This window comes from Amycolatopsis taiwanensis DSM 45107, assembly GCF_000519205.1.
GTDB classification, from domain to species: Bacteria; Actinomycetota; Actinomycetes; order Mycobacteriales; family Pseudonocardiaceae; genus Amycolatopsis_E; species Amycolatopsis_E taiwanensis.
The window spans coordinates 125,374-143,267 of record NZ_KI912600.1; the positions used below are offsets into that span (position 1 = coordinate 125,374).

At 67.3% G+C, this 17,894-nt stretch carries 19 protein-coding genes; 7 read left to right on the top strand and 12 right to left on the bottom strand.

All coding sequences use genetic code 11. The annotated features are described in order from the left end of the window. Positions 1-7: 7 nt before the first annotated feature. Entirely contained in the window at positions 8-448 is a 441-nt protein-coding gene (locus tag A3CU_RS0139130; protein ID WP_027946828.1) for a VOC family protein, read from the bottom strand. A 471-nt stretch (positions 449-919) separates the two neighbouring features. On the opposite strand from A3CU_RS0139130, the gene A3CU_RS48885 reads away from it, so the two are divergent. The 4 genes from A3CU_RS48885 (at position 920) to A3CU_RS0139150 (ending at position 4,535) form a co-directional block, all read left to right on the top strand. Beyond that, complete coding sequence (locus A3CU_RS48885) at positions 920-1,684, top strand: histidine kinase (RefSeq protein WP_052372941.1); 765 nt, start codon at positions 920-922, stop codon at positions 1,682-1,684. 257 nt (positions 1,685-1,941) lie between these two features. Next, positions 1,942-3,063, top strand: a complete 1,122-nt coding sequence (locus A3CU_RS48890) for an AI-2E family transporter (protein ID WP_156960783.1) — start codon at positions 1,942-1,944, stop codon at positions 3,061-3,063. 48 nt (positions 3,064-3,111) lie between these two features. After that, complete coding sequence (locus tag A3CU_RS48895; RefSeq protein WP_052372944.1) at positions 3,112-4,002, top strand: DMT family transporter; 891 nt, start codon at positions 3,112-3,114, stop codon at positions 4,000-4,002. Between the two features lie 128 nt (positions 4,003-4,130). Next, complete coding sequence (locus A3CU_RS0139150) at positions 4,131-4,535, top strand: ChaB family protein (protein WP_027946829.1); 405 nt, start codon at positions 4,131-4,133, stop codon at positions 4,533-4,535. Positions 4,536-5,221: 686 nt separating this feature from the next. Here A3CU_RS0139150 and A3CU_RS0139160 read toward each other — a convergent pair. Next, a complete protein-coding gene (locus tag A3CU_RS0139160; RefSeq protein WP_169739743.1) occupies positions 5,222-6,136 on the bottom strand; it encodes an MBL fold metallo-hydrolase in 915 nt (304 codons plus the stop codon). Positions 6,137-6,392: 256 nt separating this feature from the next. Between A3CU_RS0139160 and A3CU_RS0139165 the strand changes: the two genes are divergently transcribed. Together A3CU_RS0139165 and A3CU_RS0139170 are read left to right on the top strand one after the other, a co-directional pair. Beyond that, the gene (locus A3CU_RS0139165; protein ID WP_027946832.1) at positions 6,393-6,983 is read left to right on the top strand and encodes a TetR/AcrR family transcriptional regulator; all 591 of its coding nucleotides are present in this window, start codon (positions 6,393-6,395) and stop codon (positions 6,981-6,983) included. 238 nt (positions 6,984-7,221) lie between these two features. Then, positions 7,222-7,635, top strand: coding sequence for a peptidase inhibitor family I36 protein (locus A3CU_RS0139170; protein WP_156960784.1), 414 nt, complete (start codon positions 7,222-7,224; stop codon positions 7,633-7,635). A 15-nt stretch (positions 7,636-7,650) separates the two neighbouring features. Here A3CU_RS0139170 and A3CU_RS0139175 read toward each other — a convergent pair whose 3' ends face one another. From A3CU_RS0139175 to A3CU_RS48905, 7 genes are all read right to left on the bottom strand, one after another. After that, entirely contained in the window at positions 7,651-8,610 is a 960-nt protein-coding gene (locus tag A3CU_RS0139175) for an isopenicillin N synthase family dioxygenase (RefSeq protein WP_027946834.1), read from the bottom strand. After that, complete coding sequence (locus tag A3CU_RS0139180) at positions 8,607-9,566, bottom strand: nucleoside hydrolase (RefSeq protein ID WP_027946835.1); 960 nt, start codon at positions 9,564-9,566, stop codon at positions 8,607-8,609. Before A3CU_RS0139180 ends, A3CU_RS0139175 begins: the two co-directional genes overlap by 4 nt. Then, the gene (locus tag A3CU_RS48900; RefSeq protein WP_052372948.1) at positions 9,559-10,965 is read right to left on the bottom strand and encodes a purine-cytosine permease family protein; all 1,407 of its coding nucleotides are present in this window, start codon (positions 10,963-10,965) and stop codon (positions 9,559-9,561) included. The genes A3CU_RS0139180 and A3CU_RS48900 overlap by 8 nt, the downstream gene beginning before the upstream one ends. Next, the gene (locus tag A3CU_RS0139190; protein WP_027946836.1) at positions 10,962-12,188 is read right to left on the bottom strand and encodes a cytochrome P450; all 1,227 of its coding nucleotides are present in this window, start codon (positions 12,186-12,188) and stop codon (positions 10,962-10,964) included. Before A3CU_RS0139190 ends, A3CU_RS48900 begins: the two co-directional genes overlap by 4 nt. A 106-nt stretch (positions 12,189-12,294) precedes the next feature. Then, the gene (locus A3CU_RS0139195; protein ID WP_027946837.1) at positions 12,295-13,215 is read right to left on the bottom strand and encodes a pseudouridine-5'-phosphate glycosidase; all 921 of its coding nucleotides are present in this window, start codon (positions 13,213-13,215) and stop codon (positions 12,295-12,297) included. Beyond that, positions 13,212-14,072 (bottom strand): carbohydrate kinase family protein, encoded by an 861-nt coding sequence (locus tag A3CU_RS0139200; protein ID WP_027946838.1) that lies wholly within the window; start codon positions 14,070-14,072, stop codon positions 13,212-13,214. Before A3CU_RS0139200 ends, A3CU_RS0139195 begins: the two co-directional genes overlap by 4 nt. Before the next feature lie 17 nt (positions 14,073-14,089). After that, positions 14,090-15,136 (bottom strand): LacI family DNA-binding transcriptional regulator, encoded by a 1,047-nt coding sequence (locus A3CU_RS48905; RefSeq protein ID WP_063628976.1) that lies wholly within the window; start codon positions 15,134-15,136, stop codon positions 14,090-14,092. A 186-nt stretch (positions 15,137-15,322) separates the two neighbouring features. On the opposite strand from A3CU_RS48905, the gene A3CU_RS53755 reads away from it, so the two are divergent. Then, the gene (locus A3CU_RS53755; protein WP_169739744.1) at positions 15,323-15,481 is read left to right on the top strand and encodes a hypothetical protein; all 159 of its coding nucleotides are present in this window, start codon (positions 15,323-15,325) and stop codon (positions 15,479-15,481) included. 28 nt (positions 15,482-15,509) lie between these two features. On the opposite strand, the gene A3CU_RS48910 is transcribed toward A3CU_RS53755, so the two are convergent. The 3 genes from A3CU_RS48910 to A3CU_RS48915 all read right to left on the bottom strand — a co-directional run bounded on the left by A3CU_RS48910 (position 15,510) and on the right by A3CU_RS48915 (position 17,806). Then, on the bottom strand, positions 15,510-16,448 hold the full coding sequence (locus A3CU_RS48910) for an SDR family NAD(P)-dependent oxidoreductase (protein WP_052372952.1): 939 nt from the start codon (positions 16,446-16,448) through the stop codon (positions 15,510-15,512). Between the two features lie 136 nt (positions 16,449-16,584). Continuing rightward, positions 16,585-17,313 (bottom strand): class I SAM-dependent methyltransferase, encoded by a 729-nt coding sequence (locus A3CU_RS0139220; protein WP_027946840.1) that lies wholly within the window; start codon positions 17,311-17,313, stop codon positions 16,585-16,587. Then, positions 17,306-17,806: a cytidine deaminase gene (locus tag A3CU_RS48915; RefSeq protein ID WP_052372954.1), complete on the bottom strand. Its 501-nt coding sequence runs from the start codon at positions 17,804-17,806 to the stop codon at positions 17,306-17,308. Before A3CU_RS48915 ends, A3CU_RS0139220 begins: the two co-directional genes overlap by 8 nt. Positions 17,807-17,894 lie beyond the last annotated feature (88 nt).

The window sequence follows — 17,894 nt, forward strand, 5'->3', positions numbered from 1 at the left end:
CGGGCCTTCAGCCAAGCTGCTCGGCGAGTCCGACGACGATGCCCTCGGGACCGCGGACGTAGCAGAGCCGATAGATGTTCTCGTACTGCTCCAGTTCACCCACGAGTTCGGCGCCGTGGGTGCGCAGGCGGGCAATGACATCCTCGATGTCGTCGACCGCGAACATGATGCGACGAATGCCCAGCGTGTTCGTCGGCGCGTCCTTCGGCTCGGGATCGATGGCCTTCGGCTTGTGGAACTTCGCCAGCTCTATTCGTCCGTGACCGTCTGGGGTCTTCAGCATGGCGACGTCCTGCCGGACGTCATCAAGCCCGATGACACGTTCCACCCAGCGCCCCTCGATCGGCCCCTTGCCCTCCAACTCCATGCCGAGTTCGACGAAGAACGCAACAACAGCCTCAAGGTCGTCGACGACGATGAGGACGTTGTCCATCCGCTGGATCGCCACGCTGGTACCTCCTTCGTTTGGTGCGGCCACGATGGCCGCGTCTACCCCGAGACGGAGCCGACAAGCCGTTCTGGGCATTGAGGGGCGGTCCCTGCCTGCCGTTAGGACGCTGGGGTACCCGGCAGACCGTAGTACAGCCCGTTTCTCGTTGATCGGAGATACCGAACGGCGTTGGTTTCCGTTGTGCGGTCCGCCGAGTACGAGCCCGTCTTTGCTGCCGCCCAAAGCTATTGGTCGAAGACAAAAGACATTGTCAAATAATGGTGGGTAGTCCAGGTTTCCTGGTTGTCGACGGCGGTGATGAGGGCAATTGCCCGAGGTATGGCTGTGTTGCTGTCCTCGGTGCCGGGCGCGCCAAGGGCGTTTGTTGTGGCGACTCCGCGGTACCAACTGCGTACTCAACGGAGATGCCTGGTCTGGGGGCTCGCCCCCGATCCGGCCTGAGCCGTGCCGCTCGGCCAGGATACGGACATGCCGGCACCGAGGCCGCTGCGACCGTTCGTGGCGCGTGCGACCTACCGCCGGTGGACCCACCTGGCCCTCGGTGCGGCGCTGGCCGTGCCCTATTTCGCGGTGGGGTGGGCGCTCGGGGAGATCCTCCACGCTATGGCGATCGGCGAGTCCAGGTCGTGGCCGGGCCGCTGGCGGACCTCGCTGTGGTTCGTCCTGCATCTCGGCGCCGGAATGGTGATCGGCACGCTGACGCTCGTTGTCCCACCGCTGATCGTGCTGCTGGTCGCACCACTGCTCACCGAACCCGCCGGCATGTTCACGGACACCGCGATCAACACCTTGCTCGGTGTCGACACACCGTGGTCGCCACTGGCCGGTATCGCGCTGACCGCTGCCGGGTTCTACCTGGTCGCGGGTGCCGGGGCGATGCTGGCGAGAGCTGCGCCGAGGCTGCTCGGCCCGTCCGCGGCCGACCGGCCGGCCGAAGCCCAGCGGCGGGTCCGTGAACTGTCCGAGCGCAACCGGATCGCAGCGGAACTGCACGATTCGGTCGGGCACGCGCTGAGCGTGGTGACCCTGCCGGCGAGCGCGGCCGCGCAGGAACTCGACCATGATCCCGAGTTCACCCGGCGGGCGCTCACGGTGATCGAGGAATCCAGCCGTGCCGCGCTCAACGACCTGGACGGCGCACTCGCGACGTTGCGGCACGAGGGGGCAGACTCCGGCCGCCCCGGGTGGCCTCGCCGACCTGTCCGGGCTGTTCCGCTCGGCCGCCAGGTGTGATCGCCGACGAGGCCGGCCGACCGGAACCCGGCCGGGTGAACTGCGGTGAGTAGCTCGGTCGTCGCGTAGCGGTCAGTCAGCTCTGCGTCGACCGGTGGATGGCGGCGGTTGTCGTATTCCGCAATCAGAGGTCGGCGCGGGGTTGCCCGAGCGGGATACGGGTAGTCGAGCAGGTATGACGACGACAGTCCCTCAACGACCACTCGCGTTGGTGTCCGGCACGTCCGCCGGTGGGCCGTGAAGGGTACGTCGGCGTCATGTTCTCCCGCAACGGTGACCCTTTCTTCCGCAACGGTGACTCTTCCCGGGCCGGCATGTTGCCGCGCATCGCTGCGGTCTGCTTCGATCTTTTGATCATCTTTGTGGCGCTGTGGGCTCTGACCATCGTCGTGCAGCACCTCAACGTCGTGTTCATTCCGTTGGCGGTCGCGATATTGCTGGCGGCGTTGGTCTCGCCGTTGGTCGAGCAGCTGCGACGGCATGGCGTGCCACGGGCGTTGGCGACCGCTTTGTCCGTGCTACTGGGACTGGCCTTCGTAGGCGGACTGGTGACCTTCGTCGCGTACACGTTGTCGAATGGGTTCAGCGAATTGCAGCGGACGCTGGAGGAGAGCCTGCGGCGGATCCACGGATGGTTGGTACACGGTCCGTTGTCGATCAGTGAGGCTCAGTTCGACAGCATGCTGCAGCAAGCGCAGAACTGGCTGACCCAACACCGCGAGCAGGTGATTGCGGGGGTGTTCGGCGCCCTGAACACGGCAGCCAGCCTGTTGGTGGGATCGGCGCTGGCTATCTTCATCCTCATTTTTCTGTTGTACGACGGCCGGAAGATCTGGCAGTTCCTGTTGATCCCCTGGCGGGAAGATGTCCGGCGAGTGGTGGACTTGGCGGGCCACCGGGTGTTCGCGGTGTTGACCACCTACATCCGGGTCACCGTGCTGGTCGCGTTCATCGATGCGGTCGGCATCGGCGTCGGCTTGCTCCTCGTCCGGGTTCCGCTGGCATTGCCGCTGGCGGTGCTGGTGTTTCTCGGCGCGTTTGTTCCGATCGTCGGCGCGTTCGCCTCCGGGCTGGTCGCCGTGCTCGTCACGCTGGCCACCAACGGCTTGACCGCGGCTCTCATCGTGCTCGGCATCGTGTTGTTCGTGCAGCAGTTGGAGGGCAACGTACTGCACCCATTTTTGACCGCCGGCCTCATTCGGCTGCATCCGCTGGCGGTCGTGCTCTCGGTCACCGTGGGGACCACCCTTGCCGGAGTCATCGGCGCGCTGCTCGCGGTACCCGTCGTCGCGTCGGTGCGGGCGGTCGTGCGCACCGTGATGGACTCGCGGAAACCCGCCGAAGTGCCTGCGTCGCCGGACTCATCGTGCGAGGAGTAGCGCACCGTGGCGCGTGTGGACGGACATTTCGCGGGGTAGCCGTACCCTGTGGTACTGAGTGTGATCCTGGCCGTGCTCGCCGCGGTCGGCAACGCGACCGCGTCGGTGCTGCAACGCAAAGCGACCCGGCGCGAGCCGGAGAGCGATTCGCTCTCGGTGTCGCTGCTCTGGGATCTGGTGCGGCAGCCGGTGTGGTGGGGCGGGATCAGCGCGATTGTGATCGGGTTCGCGCTACAGGCCGCCGCGCTGGCGACCGGTCCGATTCTGCTGATTCAGCCGATCCTGGTGGTGGAGCTGGGATTCACGTTGCTGCTGTCGAGCATCGTCTTCCACACCAGGCTGCACACCAGGGAGTGGGGTGCGGTGGTGGGCATGAGCGCCGGGGTGGCGTTGCTGCTGGTAGGGCTCGCGCCATACGGAGGCGACCCGCTCGGCGCGCCGGTGCTGTCTTGGCTCCTGGGGTGTGGGATCACGGCGCTGGTGGTGGGTGCGCTGGTGGTGCTGGGCTACCGCACCCGTCATGCCCGGCGGGCGGCCTACCTGGGGGTCGCGGTCGGGATCTGGTTCGGGTTCACCGCGGCCCTGGTGGCCGGGATGACGGCGGCGTTCGACGCGGGTTTCGGTGAGGGGGTGCGGGCGTGGCAGACCTGGGCGTTGGTGGTGGTCGGCCCCGCCGGGTTCGTCCTGTTGCAGAACGCGTTGCGTGCCGGTCGGTTGGTGGCTTCGCAGCCGGGTTTCACCCTGGCCAACCCGTTGTCCTCGGTCGGCTGGGGCGTGGTGGTGTTCGGCGAGCAGGTGCGCGGCGGCCTGTGGATCCTGGCGCAGGTGAGCGGGGCGGCCATGATCGCCGTCAGCACCGTGCTGCTGGCCCGTTCGCCGCTGCTTCAGGGGGCACAGGGGGCGACGGAGACGGAGCAGGCCGGCCAGCAGCACGCTTGAGCAGAGCGAAAGAGTGCCGGTCTGGTTGAGCTTCCCGACGCGAAAGCCTGGCCACGCGGTTTCGGCGTGAGGTCGTGGGTAACCGGTGTTGTGCCCTGTTGTTCGAGGACCAGCAGTCAGGAGGGACGATGCCGGGCCGGGAAGATTTGCCGAGCACGCTGCGACGTTCACCACGGCAGGCACAGGACACGTGGGTGGCCGCGCACGATTCAGCGCTCGGAACCTACGGTCCCGGCCGGCGGGCACAACAAACAGCGTTCTCGGCGTTGAAGCACTCTTTCGAGAAAGTCGGCGACCACTGGGAGCCCAAGGCCCGGCGTGGCCCCTCCGACGAGCAAGCAGCCGGAGGCGCCGGTCAGCCGACGAAGGCCACGCACGGAGGTGTCGACGCCAACAGCAGCAAGGAACATCTCTACCGGCTCGCCCGCCAGCTCGATATTCCCGGGCGATCCCGGATGTCCAAACAGGAACTGGTCGGCGCGCTCGAAAAGGCGAGCAGGCGTCAGACCGCCCGTGCACGCCGCAAGAGCTGACCTGGCAGCTGCATGTGATGCTGGCGAGTTTGTCGTAGTGGGTGGCGATGGCGCTGTGTTCCCGCTTCAGGCCGCTGTGTTCTCGTTCCAGGAGGCTGTGTCCCTGGTTCAGGAGGCTGTGTCCCCGGTTCAGGACACGAGTTCGTCGCGCGGACGGGAGGTGGGGCGGTCCTGGCGGCATGCCTCGTAACGCTGCCGAGGTGATCCTGCCTTCGGTATCAGTTGTTCCCAAGCCGGAACTCAAGTGCCTGGCCCGGGGACACGCCCGGCTGAACCGGGAACTCACGTGCCTGAACCGGGATCTCGCGTACCTGGGCCGAGAACTCGGGTGCCTGAACCGGGGACATGCCAGGTGCTGGCGTGTCCCCGGCTGGGGAGGGCGAGTTCTGGGTTCGGGTGGGTGAGTTCTGGGTTCGGGTGGGCGAGTTCTGGGTTCAGGGGGGTGAGTTCTGGGTTCAGGGGGGTGAGTTCTGGGGCCAGGCCTTGAAGTCGGTGTGCACCACGGCGTCGGCGCGGAGCCGGCCCCGGATCGGAGTTCGACGGTGCAAGCGCATCCGATACGCATGACCTAGCCGATTTCGTTGTCCTCAAGGAAGGCCCGCAGTCTACCTGAACGGGCACAACAGGGTGCGCCCGCCAGACCTGAGCCGCCAAGATCACCCGAGCGCCCGAGCGCGGCGGCAGTACTAGAGTTCGAACTGCTCGAGGTGGCGGGGGTCGAGGACTCGGCCCCGGTTGCCGAGGATGCCCTGCAAGGTGGCGACGACCTCGCGGTTGACGGTATTGTGCACTTCCGGGTTGTCCAGCGCGGTCACCATGTCGTCGTGGTGACAGGGGATGACGATCCGGGGCCAGCCCAGTGCCTGGAGTGCGCGCTCGAAGTAGTCGTGCACCCCCGCGTTGCCGCTGGCGCCGAGCACGAGCACATCCGGCCTGGCGCCGGCGACCTCCCGTTCGGCGAAGTTGGCCGTGCCGCTCAGGAACATCACGCGTAACCGGTCTGCCACGGTGATCTGGTAGCCCAACGTGCCACCCTCGACCAGTTCGCCGATGGTCGCCGGTTTCTTCGGTCGCGAGGTGAGAGTCCCGGCCGGAGCGAAACCGTAGCTGCCCAACTGGCTGTGCAGGCTGCGGAACACCTCGATGGTGTAGTCGGGGCGCGGTTTCTCGGGACTGCGCAGCGGGTAGCGCAGGTATTCACCACCGGTGACCAGCACCAGGTCGGCCTCGCGCGTCGCCGGGATTCCCATCGCGCGAACGAGGTTGAGGTGTGTCTCGCCACCGAGGACGCGGATGCGCCGGCCGTTCCACTTCGGATGGTTCAGCAGCGTCGGCACATCGGCGAGGTGGTCCCAGTGCCCGTGCGTGGCCAGGATGAACTCCGGCGCGCCGGTCACGTGCTCGCTGAGGACCCAGTCGATGATCCGCTTGTTCACCTCCAGCGGGCGCCGCAGGTCCGCAGTGCCGTCGGGACCTGCGTACTGCTGCCGCGTTAGGTACGGATCGACGAGCAGCCGGTGTCCGTCGAAGACCATTTCCCAACCTGCTATGCCGAGCCAGCGCAGGCGTACCCCCGTACCGCCGTTCGGTACGGGTGCCATGACGTTAGACGTTGTGGCCTGCGCCGTGCCTGCGGTGGCGAGTGCGGCAGCACCCGCCAGTCCGGCCGCCATTGTCGTCCGCAGCACGTCTCGACGGCTCCTCCCGCCGGCGGGCACTGAACACGATTCGCACATGATCGATCCCTCTGTATTGCTTCCGTGGTCAACGGCGTCCGCTGCCGTTGTGATCAAGTTGAGCGGAGCGTAGCAAACGAACTGGTTCGTTCGGTACGGGTGTGGCAAACTCCTTGTTGCCATGCCCCGGGATGCCACACCAACCAAGAGACGGATCCTCGCTGCCGCCGTCGCCGAGTTCGCCGAGTACGGCATCAGCGGCGCGCGGGTCGACCGAATCGCGGCTCGTGCCGAAGCCAACAAGCGCGCGATCTACGACCATTTCGGCGATAAGCAGGAATTGTTCGGCATCGTGCTCGCCGACCAGCTCGACCGGCTCGCCAAGATGGTCGAGCTGCGCGCCGACCGGATTCCCGAGTTCGTTGGCGAGCTGTTCGATTACTGCGCCGAGCACCCGGAACTCGTTCGCCTCGTGCAGTGGGAGGCGCTGTCGCTACCGGCGAACCAGGTACCCGGCTTCGCCGAGCGCTCGACGAGTTACCAGGCCAAGGTGGACGCCATTGCCGAAGCCCAGCGGCTTGGTCGAGTCGACCCGCAGCTCGACCCCCGCCGGGTCATGCTGCTGCTGATCGGCATGGCGGAGTGGACCCTGTACGTCCCCCAGCTTGCCACCATGATCGCCGGTGCGCCCACGAACAGCGCGGAACAACGCGCCGACCAGCGGGCCTTCCTGGTCACCCTCGCGCAACGCCTGCTCGAACCCCGGCGCTGAGCCCACGATGATCCGCTCGGCTGTCAGCGTGGCGAAGCGGCCAGGTAGGTGATGTGCTTGTCGCGGCCGAATCAGTCGAGGAATTGTTTGTCAGCCAGATTGTTTGGCGGAACTACAAACCGGACTAAACCGGCGCCGAACAAGAGTCGTCGACCGACTCAATGAACTCCTGAACTACCTGCCCCAAACCTTGACATCTTCGGCGGGGCCACGGTTTGATTCCTGGCACTGGGTCTGGGTGTACTGGTTCTTCGTTGCGGGACGGGAGCGTGCTGTGCAAAAGATCATGAATGCTCGTCGGGCGATCCGGTTGATGGCGACGGTGGCAGTCGCCGGCGCCTGTGCGGCCTTGTCCGCTCCGTCGGCGTCCGCGAGTCAGTCGGACTGTGCCAGCGGCTTGTGCGTGTGGTCCGGCGAGAACTACACGGGAACCATGGTGAATCTGACCATCCCCGGGCTCAACAACTGCTTCACGCCGACGGCTGAAGGCTTCGACGCCACCAGGTCCGCGGACGTCACGGACCCCACCTTCAACCTCGTGTTCTATGACAACGCCGATTGCACGGGTACTGGGCAGTTGGTCATGTACCGCTCCGTGGCGGCCTTCGATTCGCCGAAACACGGGATCAAGGCGTACCTCAATCGCAGCTGAACTCTCCCAGCCTGCTCAAACCAGGGTCGACCGGAACTTGTCCATCAAGTGCGGCCCCGCTTTGACGGCTGGATACCGTGGCCCCTCGCCAGGACGCAGACACGTCGGCAAGCACTCGACCACAGCGGCCCAGTTGGCGTTGTAGAAGAAGGGCATACTCTGCCGCCGCGTCGCCTGGCCGGGCACGGTCTCGGGATTCACCACCCGGTGCAGCGTCGAACGCCATTGATCGTTGGTCCACCGGGCGAGCAGGTCACCAATGTTGATCACGTAGGCATCGGGCACGCTGGGCACGCCGATCCACTGACCGGTCGCCGAACGCACTTCCAGCCCACCGGGAGCGTCGTCCTGGCGCAGGATGGTGATCATGCCGTAGTCCGTGTGTTCCCCGGCCCGCAACTGTCCCGGCACCGGCGCAACGTTCTGCTCGGGATAGTTCAGCGCGCGCAATGAGCTCGGGGATGCGTCCAGTTTGTCATCGAAGAAGTCGGCCGGCAGGCGCAGACCGCGGGCGAACAACGACATCAGCCGTCGCCCGAGCTTCAGCATCTCGGCGTAGTAGGCGCGCCAGATGGCGCGCAGTTCGGGAAGTACCTGGTCGGGCCACGGTGTGGGCACGTACACCGATGCCTCGTCCGGATCGACGTACTCGCGCGTGGGTGGTTCGAAGGGCCCGGCGTTGAAGGACTCCTTGAGATCGCCGAGCCCGGCCGCGCCGAGGGAGCGGCTCAGCGACTCACCGGACAGCGGGCTGTATCCGTACGGGTAGCCGGGTTCGGGCATCGCGACCGCCATCCGGTGCTCCAGTGGCAGGTCGAAGAAGGCGCGTGTGACGTTCCAGGCGGCCTCGGCGAGGGTTTCCGGAATCCCGTGCGAGGTGATCTGGAAGAACCCGATCTCCCGGCACACCTCGTCGAGTTCGGCGGCGACCACGGCGGGGTCGCGGTTGATGTCGATGATCGGAACCACGGTCACTGCGTTCCTCCACTGTGGTCGGACAGGGTGGCGATGGCGTCGACGATCAGGTCCCAGAACCTCTTAGCGTCGAGTTGCATCGCGACCTCGGCGTTGGCCGGACGCCCGGTGCGGTTGTACAGGTCGACGACCGTAGCACCTCTGGTATGGGTGCCGGTGAGTTCGATGTCGACCCGCGCGTGCACACGCGTGACGACGTCCGGATCGATGAGCAGCGCCACCGTGATCGGATCATGCAGCGGTGGGGCCGGGAAGCCCCACAGCTCCCGGTATGTTTCGCTGAAGAACTCGAGCAGCGAAACGCAGATCCGGGACAATGGGCTGCCGAGCGCGCCGATCCGGCTGAGCACGGTGTCGTCGGCGAGCGCCTGGTGGGTGACGTTGAGTCCCACCATGGTGACCGGGACACCGCCGTGCAGCACGATGTCCGCGGCTTCGGGATCGGCGTAGATGTTGAACTCCGCGTACGGGGTGCTGTTGCCGCGCTCGGTGCTGCCACCCATGAACACGATGCGGTCGATCCGATCGGCCACGTCAGGCGCGGCGCGCAGCAACGTAGCGATGTTCGTCAGTGGCCCGGTGGCCACGACGGTCACCGGCCGTGTCTGGCCACGCAGCAGGTCACGTACGTAACCGACGCCGTCGGCGGAGGTCAACGGCGTGCGAACCGGACCGAACTGCGGTCCGTCCAAACCGGACTGCCCGTGCACGTCTTCGGCGATGACGGCCGGTCCGCGCAACGGCCCGCGAGCACCGCTGACAATGGGGACACCGCCGATGCCGGCGACATCACAGATTCGCCTGGCGTTCAGGGCGGTCTTGTCCAGGGTCTGGTTGCCGGCGACCGTGCTGATCGCGAGCAGGTCCACCGCGGGATTGGCCGCGGCGAGCATGATCGCCAGCGCGTCGTCGTGCCCGGGGTCGCAGTCCAGCACGATCGGGGTCGGATCAGTCACGGATGTCCTCACTCACCGGCCCCGCCGCCTTCGTCGCTTTCGCCGCCTTCGCTGCGCGGATTCGTGGCCAGCCGAGCGCCACGAACACCAGCGCCGAGACGATTCCGGCGACCACCGGCAACGGGGCGATCTCGTAGCAGAAACTCGGCAGGAAATCTTCGCCGAAGAAGCCGATCAACACGCCGACGCCGCAGGCCAGGATCGCGTCGAGCCGCCACTTGCCGAGGAAACCGCGCGGCGAGCGGAAGAACTCCTCGCTCGGTGTCGACCTGCGTTGCACCAGAACCCAGTCCACCAGCATGACGAACGTGAAAGGGATGATGAAGTTCCCGCCAGCTTCCAGAAAGTCGGACGCGCGCTCGAGAATCCCGCCGGCCGCGAGGGCTACGCCGGCGATGCCGAGCAGTACGGTCGCCACCGGTTGCTCCCAGCGCCGGGGGCGGCGGACGGTGTTGATCGCGACCAGCAGGTCGATCATCGCCGGGTACAGGTTCATGGCGTTGGTGTGCAGCACCGCGATGGCGACGCCGACCGCGGCGACCAGACCCCAGATCGGGATCTCCTGCGCCAGCAGCGCCACGTTCCACTCGCCCGTCGCGGACTGCGAATAGAGGCCGATGACTCCCATGCCGATCAACGCGACCATGATCCCGGCGGACGGCGCGATGAAGAACGACGGCCGGCGGCCGCCGGTTCGTTCGACCGGAACGGCGAACCTGGACACGGTCGACAGCTTGTACGTCCAGGACAGGATCGAGAAGGACAGGATGATCGTGAGTGCGCTGCCCCAGTTCATGGGTTTGGTCTGCGGGGCGGCGACGAAGTCGTACTTGACGACCATGTAGCCGAACAGGGCCGCGTAGCAGACGATCATGAGCGCGGCGGTGTACCGGTAGAATCGCTCCAGCCACTTCATGCCGAACAGCACGAGCACGATCTGGACACCACCGACGATGATGTTCCACATGGCCAGCGAGGAGTGGGTGATGGCGGAGAGGATCTCGGCACCGACCGCGGTGTTCAGTCCGAACCAGCCCAGGTTGACCACCGTGAACAACACCGAGAAGCCGAAGGCGCCGAACCAGCCGTAGGTCTTGCGGGCGACGACGAGCGCCGAGAGCGGCCTTTCCCTGCCCATCTCGGAGAACAGGCCGGCCGGGATGATCGCGATCGCCCAGGCCACGAATCCGGCGATGACGAAATTGGTCAACCCGTAGTCGAAGAGCAGGTCGCCGATCAGCGGTGTGGTCGCCGAGCTCGCGGCCATCAACCACACCACGAACATCCGGTACGGGCGCATGGTGCGCTGGGCATCCGGAACCGGCAGCACACCCACCGTCTCGACCTCGGCGCCGACCCTGGACCGCAGCGTGGGAGCGTCCGAAGTGGACTTGCTCATGCCTGGTCACCGCCTTTGGCGCGCAGGCGGGAGCCGGGAGTGAATCGCACCGGGACGGTCGCTCGGGCGAACGTGGTCCCGCAGCTCACCGTCGGCCGCACTCTGGCTCTGTCCACTGTGTAGTCCGGCATTCGTTCGAGCAGGCGGCGCAGCACGATCGCCAGCTCGGCCTTGGCCAGGGTGGCGCCGATGCATCGATGCGGGCCGATGCCGAACGAGAGGTGGGGGTTGGGCGAGCGGTCGAGCCGAACGGTGTCCGGGTCCGGGAAGGCTTCGGGGTCGCGGTTGGCCGAGGCCCAGGCCAGCAGTACCTTCTCACCACGGCGAATCCGCTCACCACCGATCTCGGTGTCGGCCCGGACGAACCTGGCGAAGCCCTGCACCGGTGCCTCGTAGCGCAGCAGTTCGTCGACGGCGGCCGGCACGAGCTCGGGGTGTGCGCTGAGCCTGGCGCGCAGGTCCCGGTCGGAGTCCAGGTACAGCGCCATGTTGCCGATCGCCGCGACGGTGGTGTCCACTCCGCCGAAGAGCACCATCATGGTGATGTCGACGATCTCGTCCTCGTCCAGCGGCCGGCCGTCGACGGTGGCGGCCAGTAGCCGGGTGACGAGATCATCGCCGGGAGCTTGCCTGCGGCGCCGGATGTCCTCGGATACGCGCCGGCGCAGGGCCGCGAGACGTTGCCCGGCCGCGGCCCGTTCCGGCTCGCCGACCCGGTGGGTGGAGAAGTCGCGGATGGGTTCGACGACCTCCGGCCAGTCCCGCTCGGGCCAGCCGACCAGGTTCATGGTGACCAGCCCCGGCACGGGCAGGGCGAGGTCGGTGACGAGATCGGCGGTGCCCCGCTCGATGAACTCGTCGATCGTGTCGTCGACATAGCGCCGGATCGCCGGCTCCATCGCGCGGACCGCGGAGACGGTGAAGAGCGGATTGATCAGTCTCCGGTAGGCCGTCGCCATCGGCGGATCCGCCTGCACGGGCAGCAACCGGCCCGGGTTCTCCGACGGGATGAGCAGATCACCGCCGTCGGAGGAGAACGTCTCGGTGTCGACTGTGCACCGCCGAACGTCCGAATAGGAGGTGAGGACCCAGAACCCGTCCTCGTAGGCGGCGGAATGCGCGACCGGGCAGGTTTCGCGCAGCTTCCGGTAGATCCGCCAGGGGTCCTCGGCGAACTCGGTGGTGTGGTGGTCGAACTCGTAGTGCACATCTTGTCGGGTCATCGCGGGACCAATCTGTGTGCGCCAGCGTTGATACCAGGGAAGTCGACAGCGGCCGGAGTGCGATAGCCTTAAGTTAAGCCTTTAACCTTCGGCATACTACGATTTCCTAGCTCGTGGTGGCAAGGCTTGCGACCGCTTTCGCGACCTCGGTGGCCACCCGGGCGTTGTTCTCGGCAAGGGCCAGGTTCGCCGGCACGCTCGCTCCGTCGGTCTCGGCCTCCAGCCGGCCGAGCACGTACGGGGTGACCGCGGCGCCGGTGACACCGGCTTCGGCGCAGGCCGCGAGCGCTGCGTCCAGTTTCGCGGTGAGCTCGTCGCCGTCCAGTTCGGCCGGTGCCGGAATGGGAACCGTGAGCAGCACCCCGGAGTCCGGTCGTGATCGGTACGCCAGTACCCGCGCGACCTCGTCCGCGTCCGTTACCCGGTGGGGGACACGGAGTCCGCTGGAGCGCGTGTAGAACGCCGGGAAGTCGTCATGCCGCCAGCCGAGTACCGGCACCCCGGCGGTTTCCAGATATTCCAGTGTGCGCGGCAGGTCGAGGAACGCCTTCGCGCCCGCGCACACGGTGATGACCGGATGGTTGGCGAGTGCGTCCAGATCCGCCGAGATGTCCCCGGAGACCTCCACGCCCCGGTGCACACCGCCGATGCCGCCGGTGGCGAACACGGAGATGCCGACGCGGTGGGCCAGCGCCACGGTCGCGGACACAGTGGTGGCGCCCACCGGCCAGCGCTGTGCCGTGGCCACCGCGAGATCCCGTTCGGCGACCTTCGCGTCCGCGGCGAGGATCCGCTCCTCTTCGCCCGCGTCGAGGCCGACCCGCCAGGCACCGTCGACGATGGCGGTGATGGCCGGCACCGCGCCCCCGTCCCGAATCGCGGTGACACAGCGCCGTAGCGCCTCGCCGTTGTGCGGTGCGGGTAGCCCGAGTGTGGAGAAGATGGTCGACTCGAGCGCGACGACGGGGGTGCCGTCGGCGAGCGCGGAACTGACCTCCGCGGACAGCCTCAGTGGTGTGTCAGTCATGAAACCTCCCTGGTCGATGCGCCCGGCGCGGCGAGCACCGTGGCGGCGAGTGAATGTCCGGCCGCCGCGGCGGCCGCGGGGGAGCGGCCGTCCGCGAGGGCGCACAGATAGCCGGCGGCGAAGGCGTCGCCGGCGCCGGTGGTGTCGCGTGCCTCGGGGACCGGCGGAACGGGGACGGTCAGACGCCGGCCCGTCCCGTCGATGATCGTGGTGGGGCGGGCACCGTCCTTGAGTACGAAATGTGTTCCGGCCGGCGGGGTTTCCCCGGCCAGGCGAAGCAGATCGGCCTCGGCGGCGTTGGCGAACAACACATCGGGCCGCAGGCGGCCCATGAGCTTCATCCACCGTTCGGTGCCGAAACCGGTCAGCAGCGCGGTGGAGGAGGCGTCGACGGTGACCATGCCGCCGGCCGCGCGGACGGTGCGGATCATGTCGAGTGCGCTGGCGGCGCTCGGTGCCGTGGCGAAGGTGTACGCCGGCACGTGGAGCAGTTCCACCCCGGTGAGCCAGTCGGGCGACACCGGGCCGAGTTCCGCCGACGCGCCCCGGTCGGGGAACATGGTTCGTTCGCCGTCGGCGTCCACGATGATCACGATGCTGCCGGTGTGCCCGGCACGTTGCACCCGAACGTCCACTCCGGACTCGGCGAGTGCCGCGACCAGCTGGGTGCCGAGCGGGTCGGCGCCGACCCGGCCGATGAACCTGGTCGGCCGCAGACCGGCGGCGAACATCGCCACGTTGGCCGCGCTGCCGCCGCGTGCGCGCCGGATCAGGGCAGGATTGTCGGTCGCCGGTCGCACCGGGCCGGCGGGCCAGACAACCACATCCTCGACGAGATCACCCGCAACGGCAAGCACGCCGCTACGTTATGCGTTTAACCCCTTGCGCGCAACCGCCGTGCAGGACCGACCGACGACCGGTTGATCAGCATGGCGGGCAGCGATTCCTGTCGCGGCGCCGGTGACTCCTCGGCGAGCTGCTCACGCAGGATCCGAGCCGAGGCGTACCCGAGGTCGTAGGCGGAAAGCCGCACCGTTGTCAGCGCCGGCGAGGTGAGCTTGGAAAACGGGAGGTCGTCGAAGGACACCAGCGACATCTGCTTGGGTACCGAGACGCCGGCCGCGCCGAGTGCGGACAGCGCGCCGTAGCCGAGCACGTCGGTCGCGCTGATGATCGCGGTCACGCCGGCGCGGCGCCAGTCCGGCAGCGATTCGGCGACCAGCGTGCTCGCGTCGTCGACCTTGATGTCCGAACGAACTCGGGTCAGCGCGGTTCCCGGTGTCCGGCGCAGCCGGTTGGCGACCTGCCGACGCCGGGTTTCGAACGTTTTGCCCTCCCGCGAGGCGTCCAGGTAGACGATGTTGCGGTGGCCGAGTTCGACGAGCTGGTCGACCATCTCCCGCGTCGCCGCCCTGGTGTCGAAGTAAACCCTGGACAGTTCCGGCGGGCCGGAGGGTTCGTCGAGCAGGACGACCGGGCAGCCGATCTGGCCGGACGGCGGCTCGGCTCCGGGGAACTCCAGCAGGATCCCGTCCACGCCGAAGGCCACGAGCTGGTCGAGGTCCGGCTGGTCGTGCTCCGCGCCGGACACGGCGAGGAGCAGCCGGTACTCCGTCCCGAGCGCGGTCGCCACGCCGGCGGCGACCTGGGAGAAGAACGGGTTCCCGACATCGGGGGCGACCAGCGCGACGCACTGCCGGCGGCCGGTCACCAGGCTGCGCGCGGCCGAGTCGACCACGTAGCCGAGATCGGCGATCGCCTTCTCGACACGTGCCTGCGTCGCCGGTGAGACCCGCCCGGCCGCCTTTCCGTTGATCACCAGCGACACGGTCGCGATCGAGACGCCGGCCGCCGCGGCCACGTCGGTTGCCTTCGGGCGTTTCCCGGACGCGCGAGCACGACCGGAGGAAGAAGCGGTCACAGCAGACCCCTCTTTGCGCTGTCGATGTGGTAAGTATGCCAATGTCAAGGCCGTCGGGGAGTCAGGCGTGTCCGTGTCGCCGCCGGTCCACTGAGAGTTCGATGTCCGATCCCGTACGACCCGGCGGGCGGATCCTGCAGCAGCCAGGTCGGCGGTCCGGACGTGCTGCCGGCCGCGAAGGCCACCATGAGCGGGAACGCGATGACCTTCGCCCTGACGACGATCGTGTTCCAGAGCGTGGTGTTCTACTTCGGTTTCGGCAGCCGCTACGTGTTCCCGGCGCGGTCGGAGCGTCTTCTGGGCCGCGGTCACCACACCGTATGCCAGATGCGGCACCGACCGTGATCGTTGTGGCCAGGGTGGATTCGCCGCATCACGTCGGGTCGCGGTGCTGGTGGAATCGCTCGGCCGCGGTCCGGGTCAGGCGGGTCGCGGCCCTGAACCACGCGGGCTGGTTGCCTTCCTCGGCGTGTCCCGGGGTCGGCGCCGCGTTGTCCTCGGCGCGCGGGAGCAGGCGATCGGCGACCCCAGCGATCCGCGTGGTGAGGCCGGGTGCCACGCCGTGCGCGACAGCGGCCAGCTTGGCCATCGGGGTCAGCACCAGCTCGGCGCGCCCGCGCAGTGCCCCGGCGACGATCCGGCGCGCCGCCCGCTCGGCATCCATGGACAGCAGCGGCAGGCTGGCCCCGAGCGTGAACCATCGGTATTCCGCCGCGCGGTTCCCGGTGAACAACGCATTGCGTGGAGAACCGGTGCGCATCAGTCCGGGTACCACCGTGGTCACCGAGATGCCGTACTTGCCCAACTCCACGCGCAGTCCCTCGGAGAAGCCTCGCGCGGCATACTTCGCGGTGGTGTAGGGCAACAGATGAGGCGCCGGCACCCGCGCACCGATCGACGTGATGGTGACGATCCGGCCTTCGCCCTGGTCACGCATCACCGGTATGGCCGCCAGACTCGTGTGTACGACTCCCCACAGCATCACGTCCAGAGCCTGGGCGAACTGCTCGGCTCGCATGGTTACCGCCGGACCGACCTGTATCACGCCGGCGTTGTTGACCAGAACGTCCAGGCGGCCCAACTGTTCGACCGCGGTCGCGACGACGCCCTCGGCCTCCTCTCGCACCGACACGTCGGCGGGCACGGCGACCACGTGCACGCCGATCGACTCCAGTTCCTTTCGCGCTCCCTCGAGACCGTCCGCGGACCGTGCGCAGATCACCAGGTCGAAGCCTTTCCGGCCCAGTTCACGCGCCAGCAGCAGGCCCAACCCGCGGCTCGCTCCGGTGACGACCGCCGCCCTGTCAGCCATACCCGTCCTCCTATCGCCTCAACTGCCGAATACCCAGGAGACCGCGCGCCACGCGGGAGGTACGGATCCATGTAGCCGGGTACCCGGCGAGAGCGGTCCCCAGCGCCGTCATCCGGAATTCAGGGCTGACGTCGGGCTAGAGAACTGAACCGGGATGCCGGATGGCCTTGATCCACAGGTGCCAGGGCAGCCGATGAGGAGAGCCGTCCGCACGGGTAGCGATCGGTTCACGAACGGCTTCGATCAGAAAGCCAGTCTCCTCCAATGCGCGGGTGTATGCGCTGAGAGGACGTTGGTAGCCGGTGAACTTCATCGAGATGCCTTGACGCTCAACGAGGTCTTCGGTTCGCCTGCTCGTGAAGTACGACCCGTCCACCACGAAGGCGAGATCGTCACCTTCTCCAGTCCTGATGCCCGTGTTGGCGGGATGGAGTATCGACAGCACGAGGCGACCACCAGGCCTGAGTACCCTGCCTGCTTCACGTACTGCTCCGGGAAGATCATCCACGTCGATCAGGCTGTTGTAAGCGATTGCCAGGTCGAACGAGTCGTCGGGAAAGGGAAGGTCCGCCGCGTCGGCGACGGTGTATTCACCCTCCGGATGAGCAGCGCTCGCGGCACCGATCAGTGTCGGCGACGCGTCCACCCCGGTGACACGGTGCCCACGGGCAGCGAGATCCCGCGCGACGCGGCCCTCGCCGCAGCCGAGATCCAATGTGGACCGTCCGGAGTCAGGGACCAGTTCGAAGAAGGCGGACCGATAACGCCAGTACGAATCAAGCTCGGGTGTTCGCACCCAGGTGATCCAGTTCCTCGCCTGCTCTTCCCACGCCTGACCGGTTGATGTGATCGCCTTATCACTCACGTCCTGAGCGTATCCCGCTACGGCGCCGTTGGTCGAAAGTGCGCATCACCAACGGTGCAGGCCCGCCCCCCGGCCAAGCATTGCCGTCGGTGAAACTGGTTCCCCAGTAAAATGGGTTGACTTCGCGTAACGTCCGGGCGGTCCAACCGCGGTCCGTGCTGTTATCAGGGACGGCCACCTGGACACCAGGCCCCCACAGCGCCAACCGCTCCTGGCAGATTCCACACGGCGCCAGGACACCGATCGTCGTCTCTCCAGGCTCCACGCTCACGCATGCCGACGCCGTGACCCGTCGGTCGAGGGTGTACGCCTGGCACAACGCGCCCGTTTCGGCGCATAACCCCGCGGCGGCGTTGAGGTTGTCGAGGCTGACGCTGGTAAGGATCTCGCCGTTGTCGAGGTACACAGCCGCCGCCACCGCTTCCTCCGCCTCCGGCCACCGAGCCCTCAGTTGACCCACCGCTGCATCAATCAGACGCTGATCAAGGTCCATCCAGGCAGGCTCTCACCAAACGCTTGCCCATTCAACGCGAACCGACCTCGCAGGCTGTGTGCTCGCGGATCGCTGATCGCTACGTGGC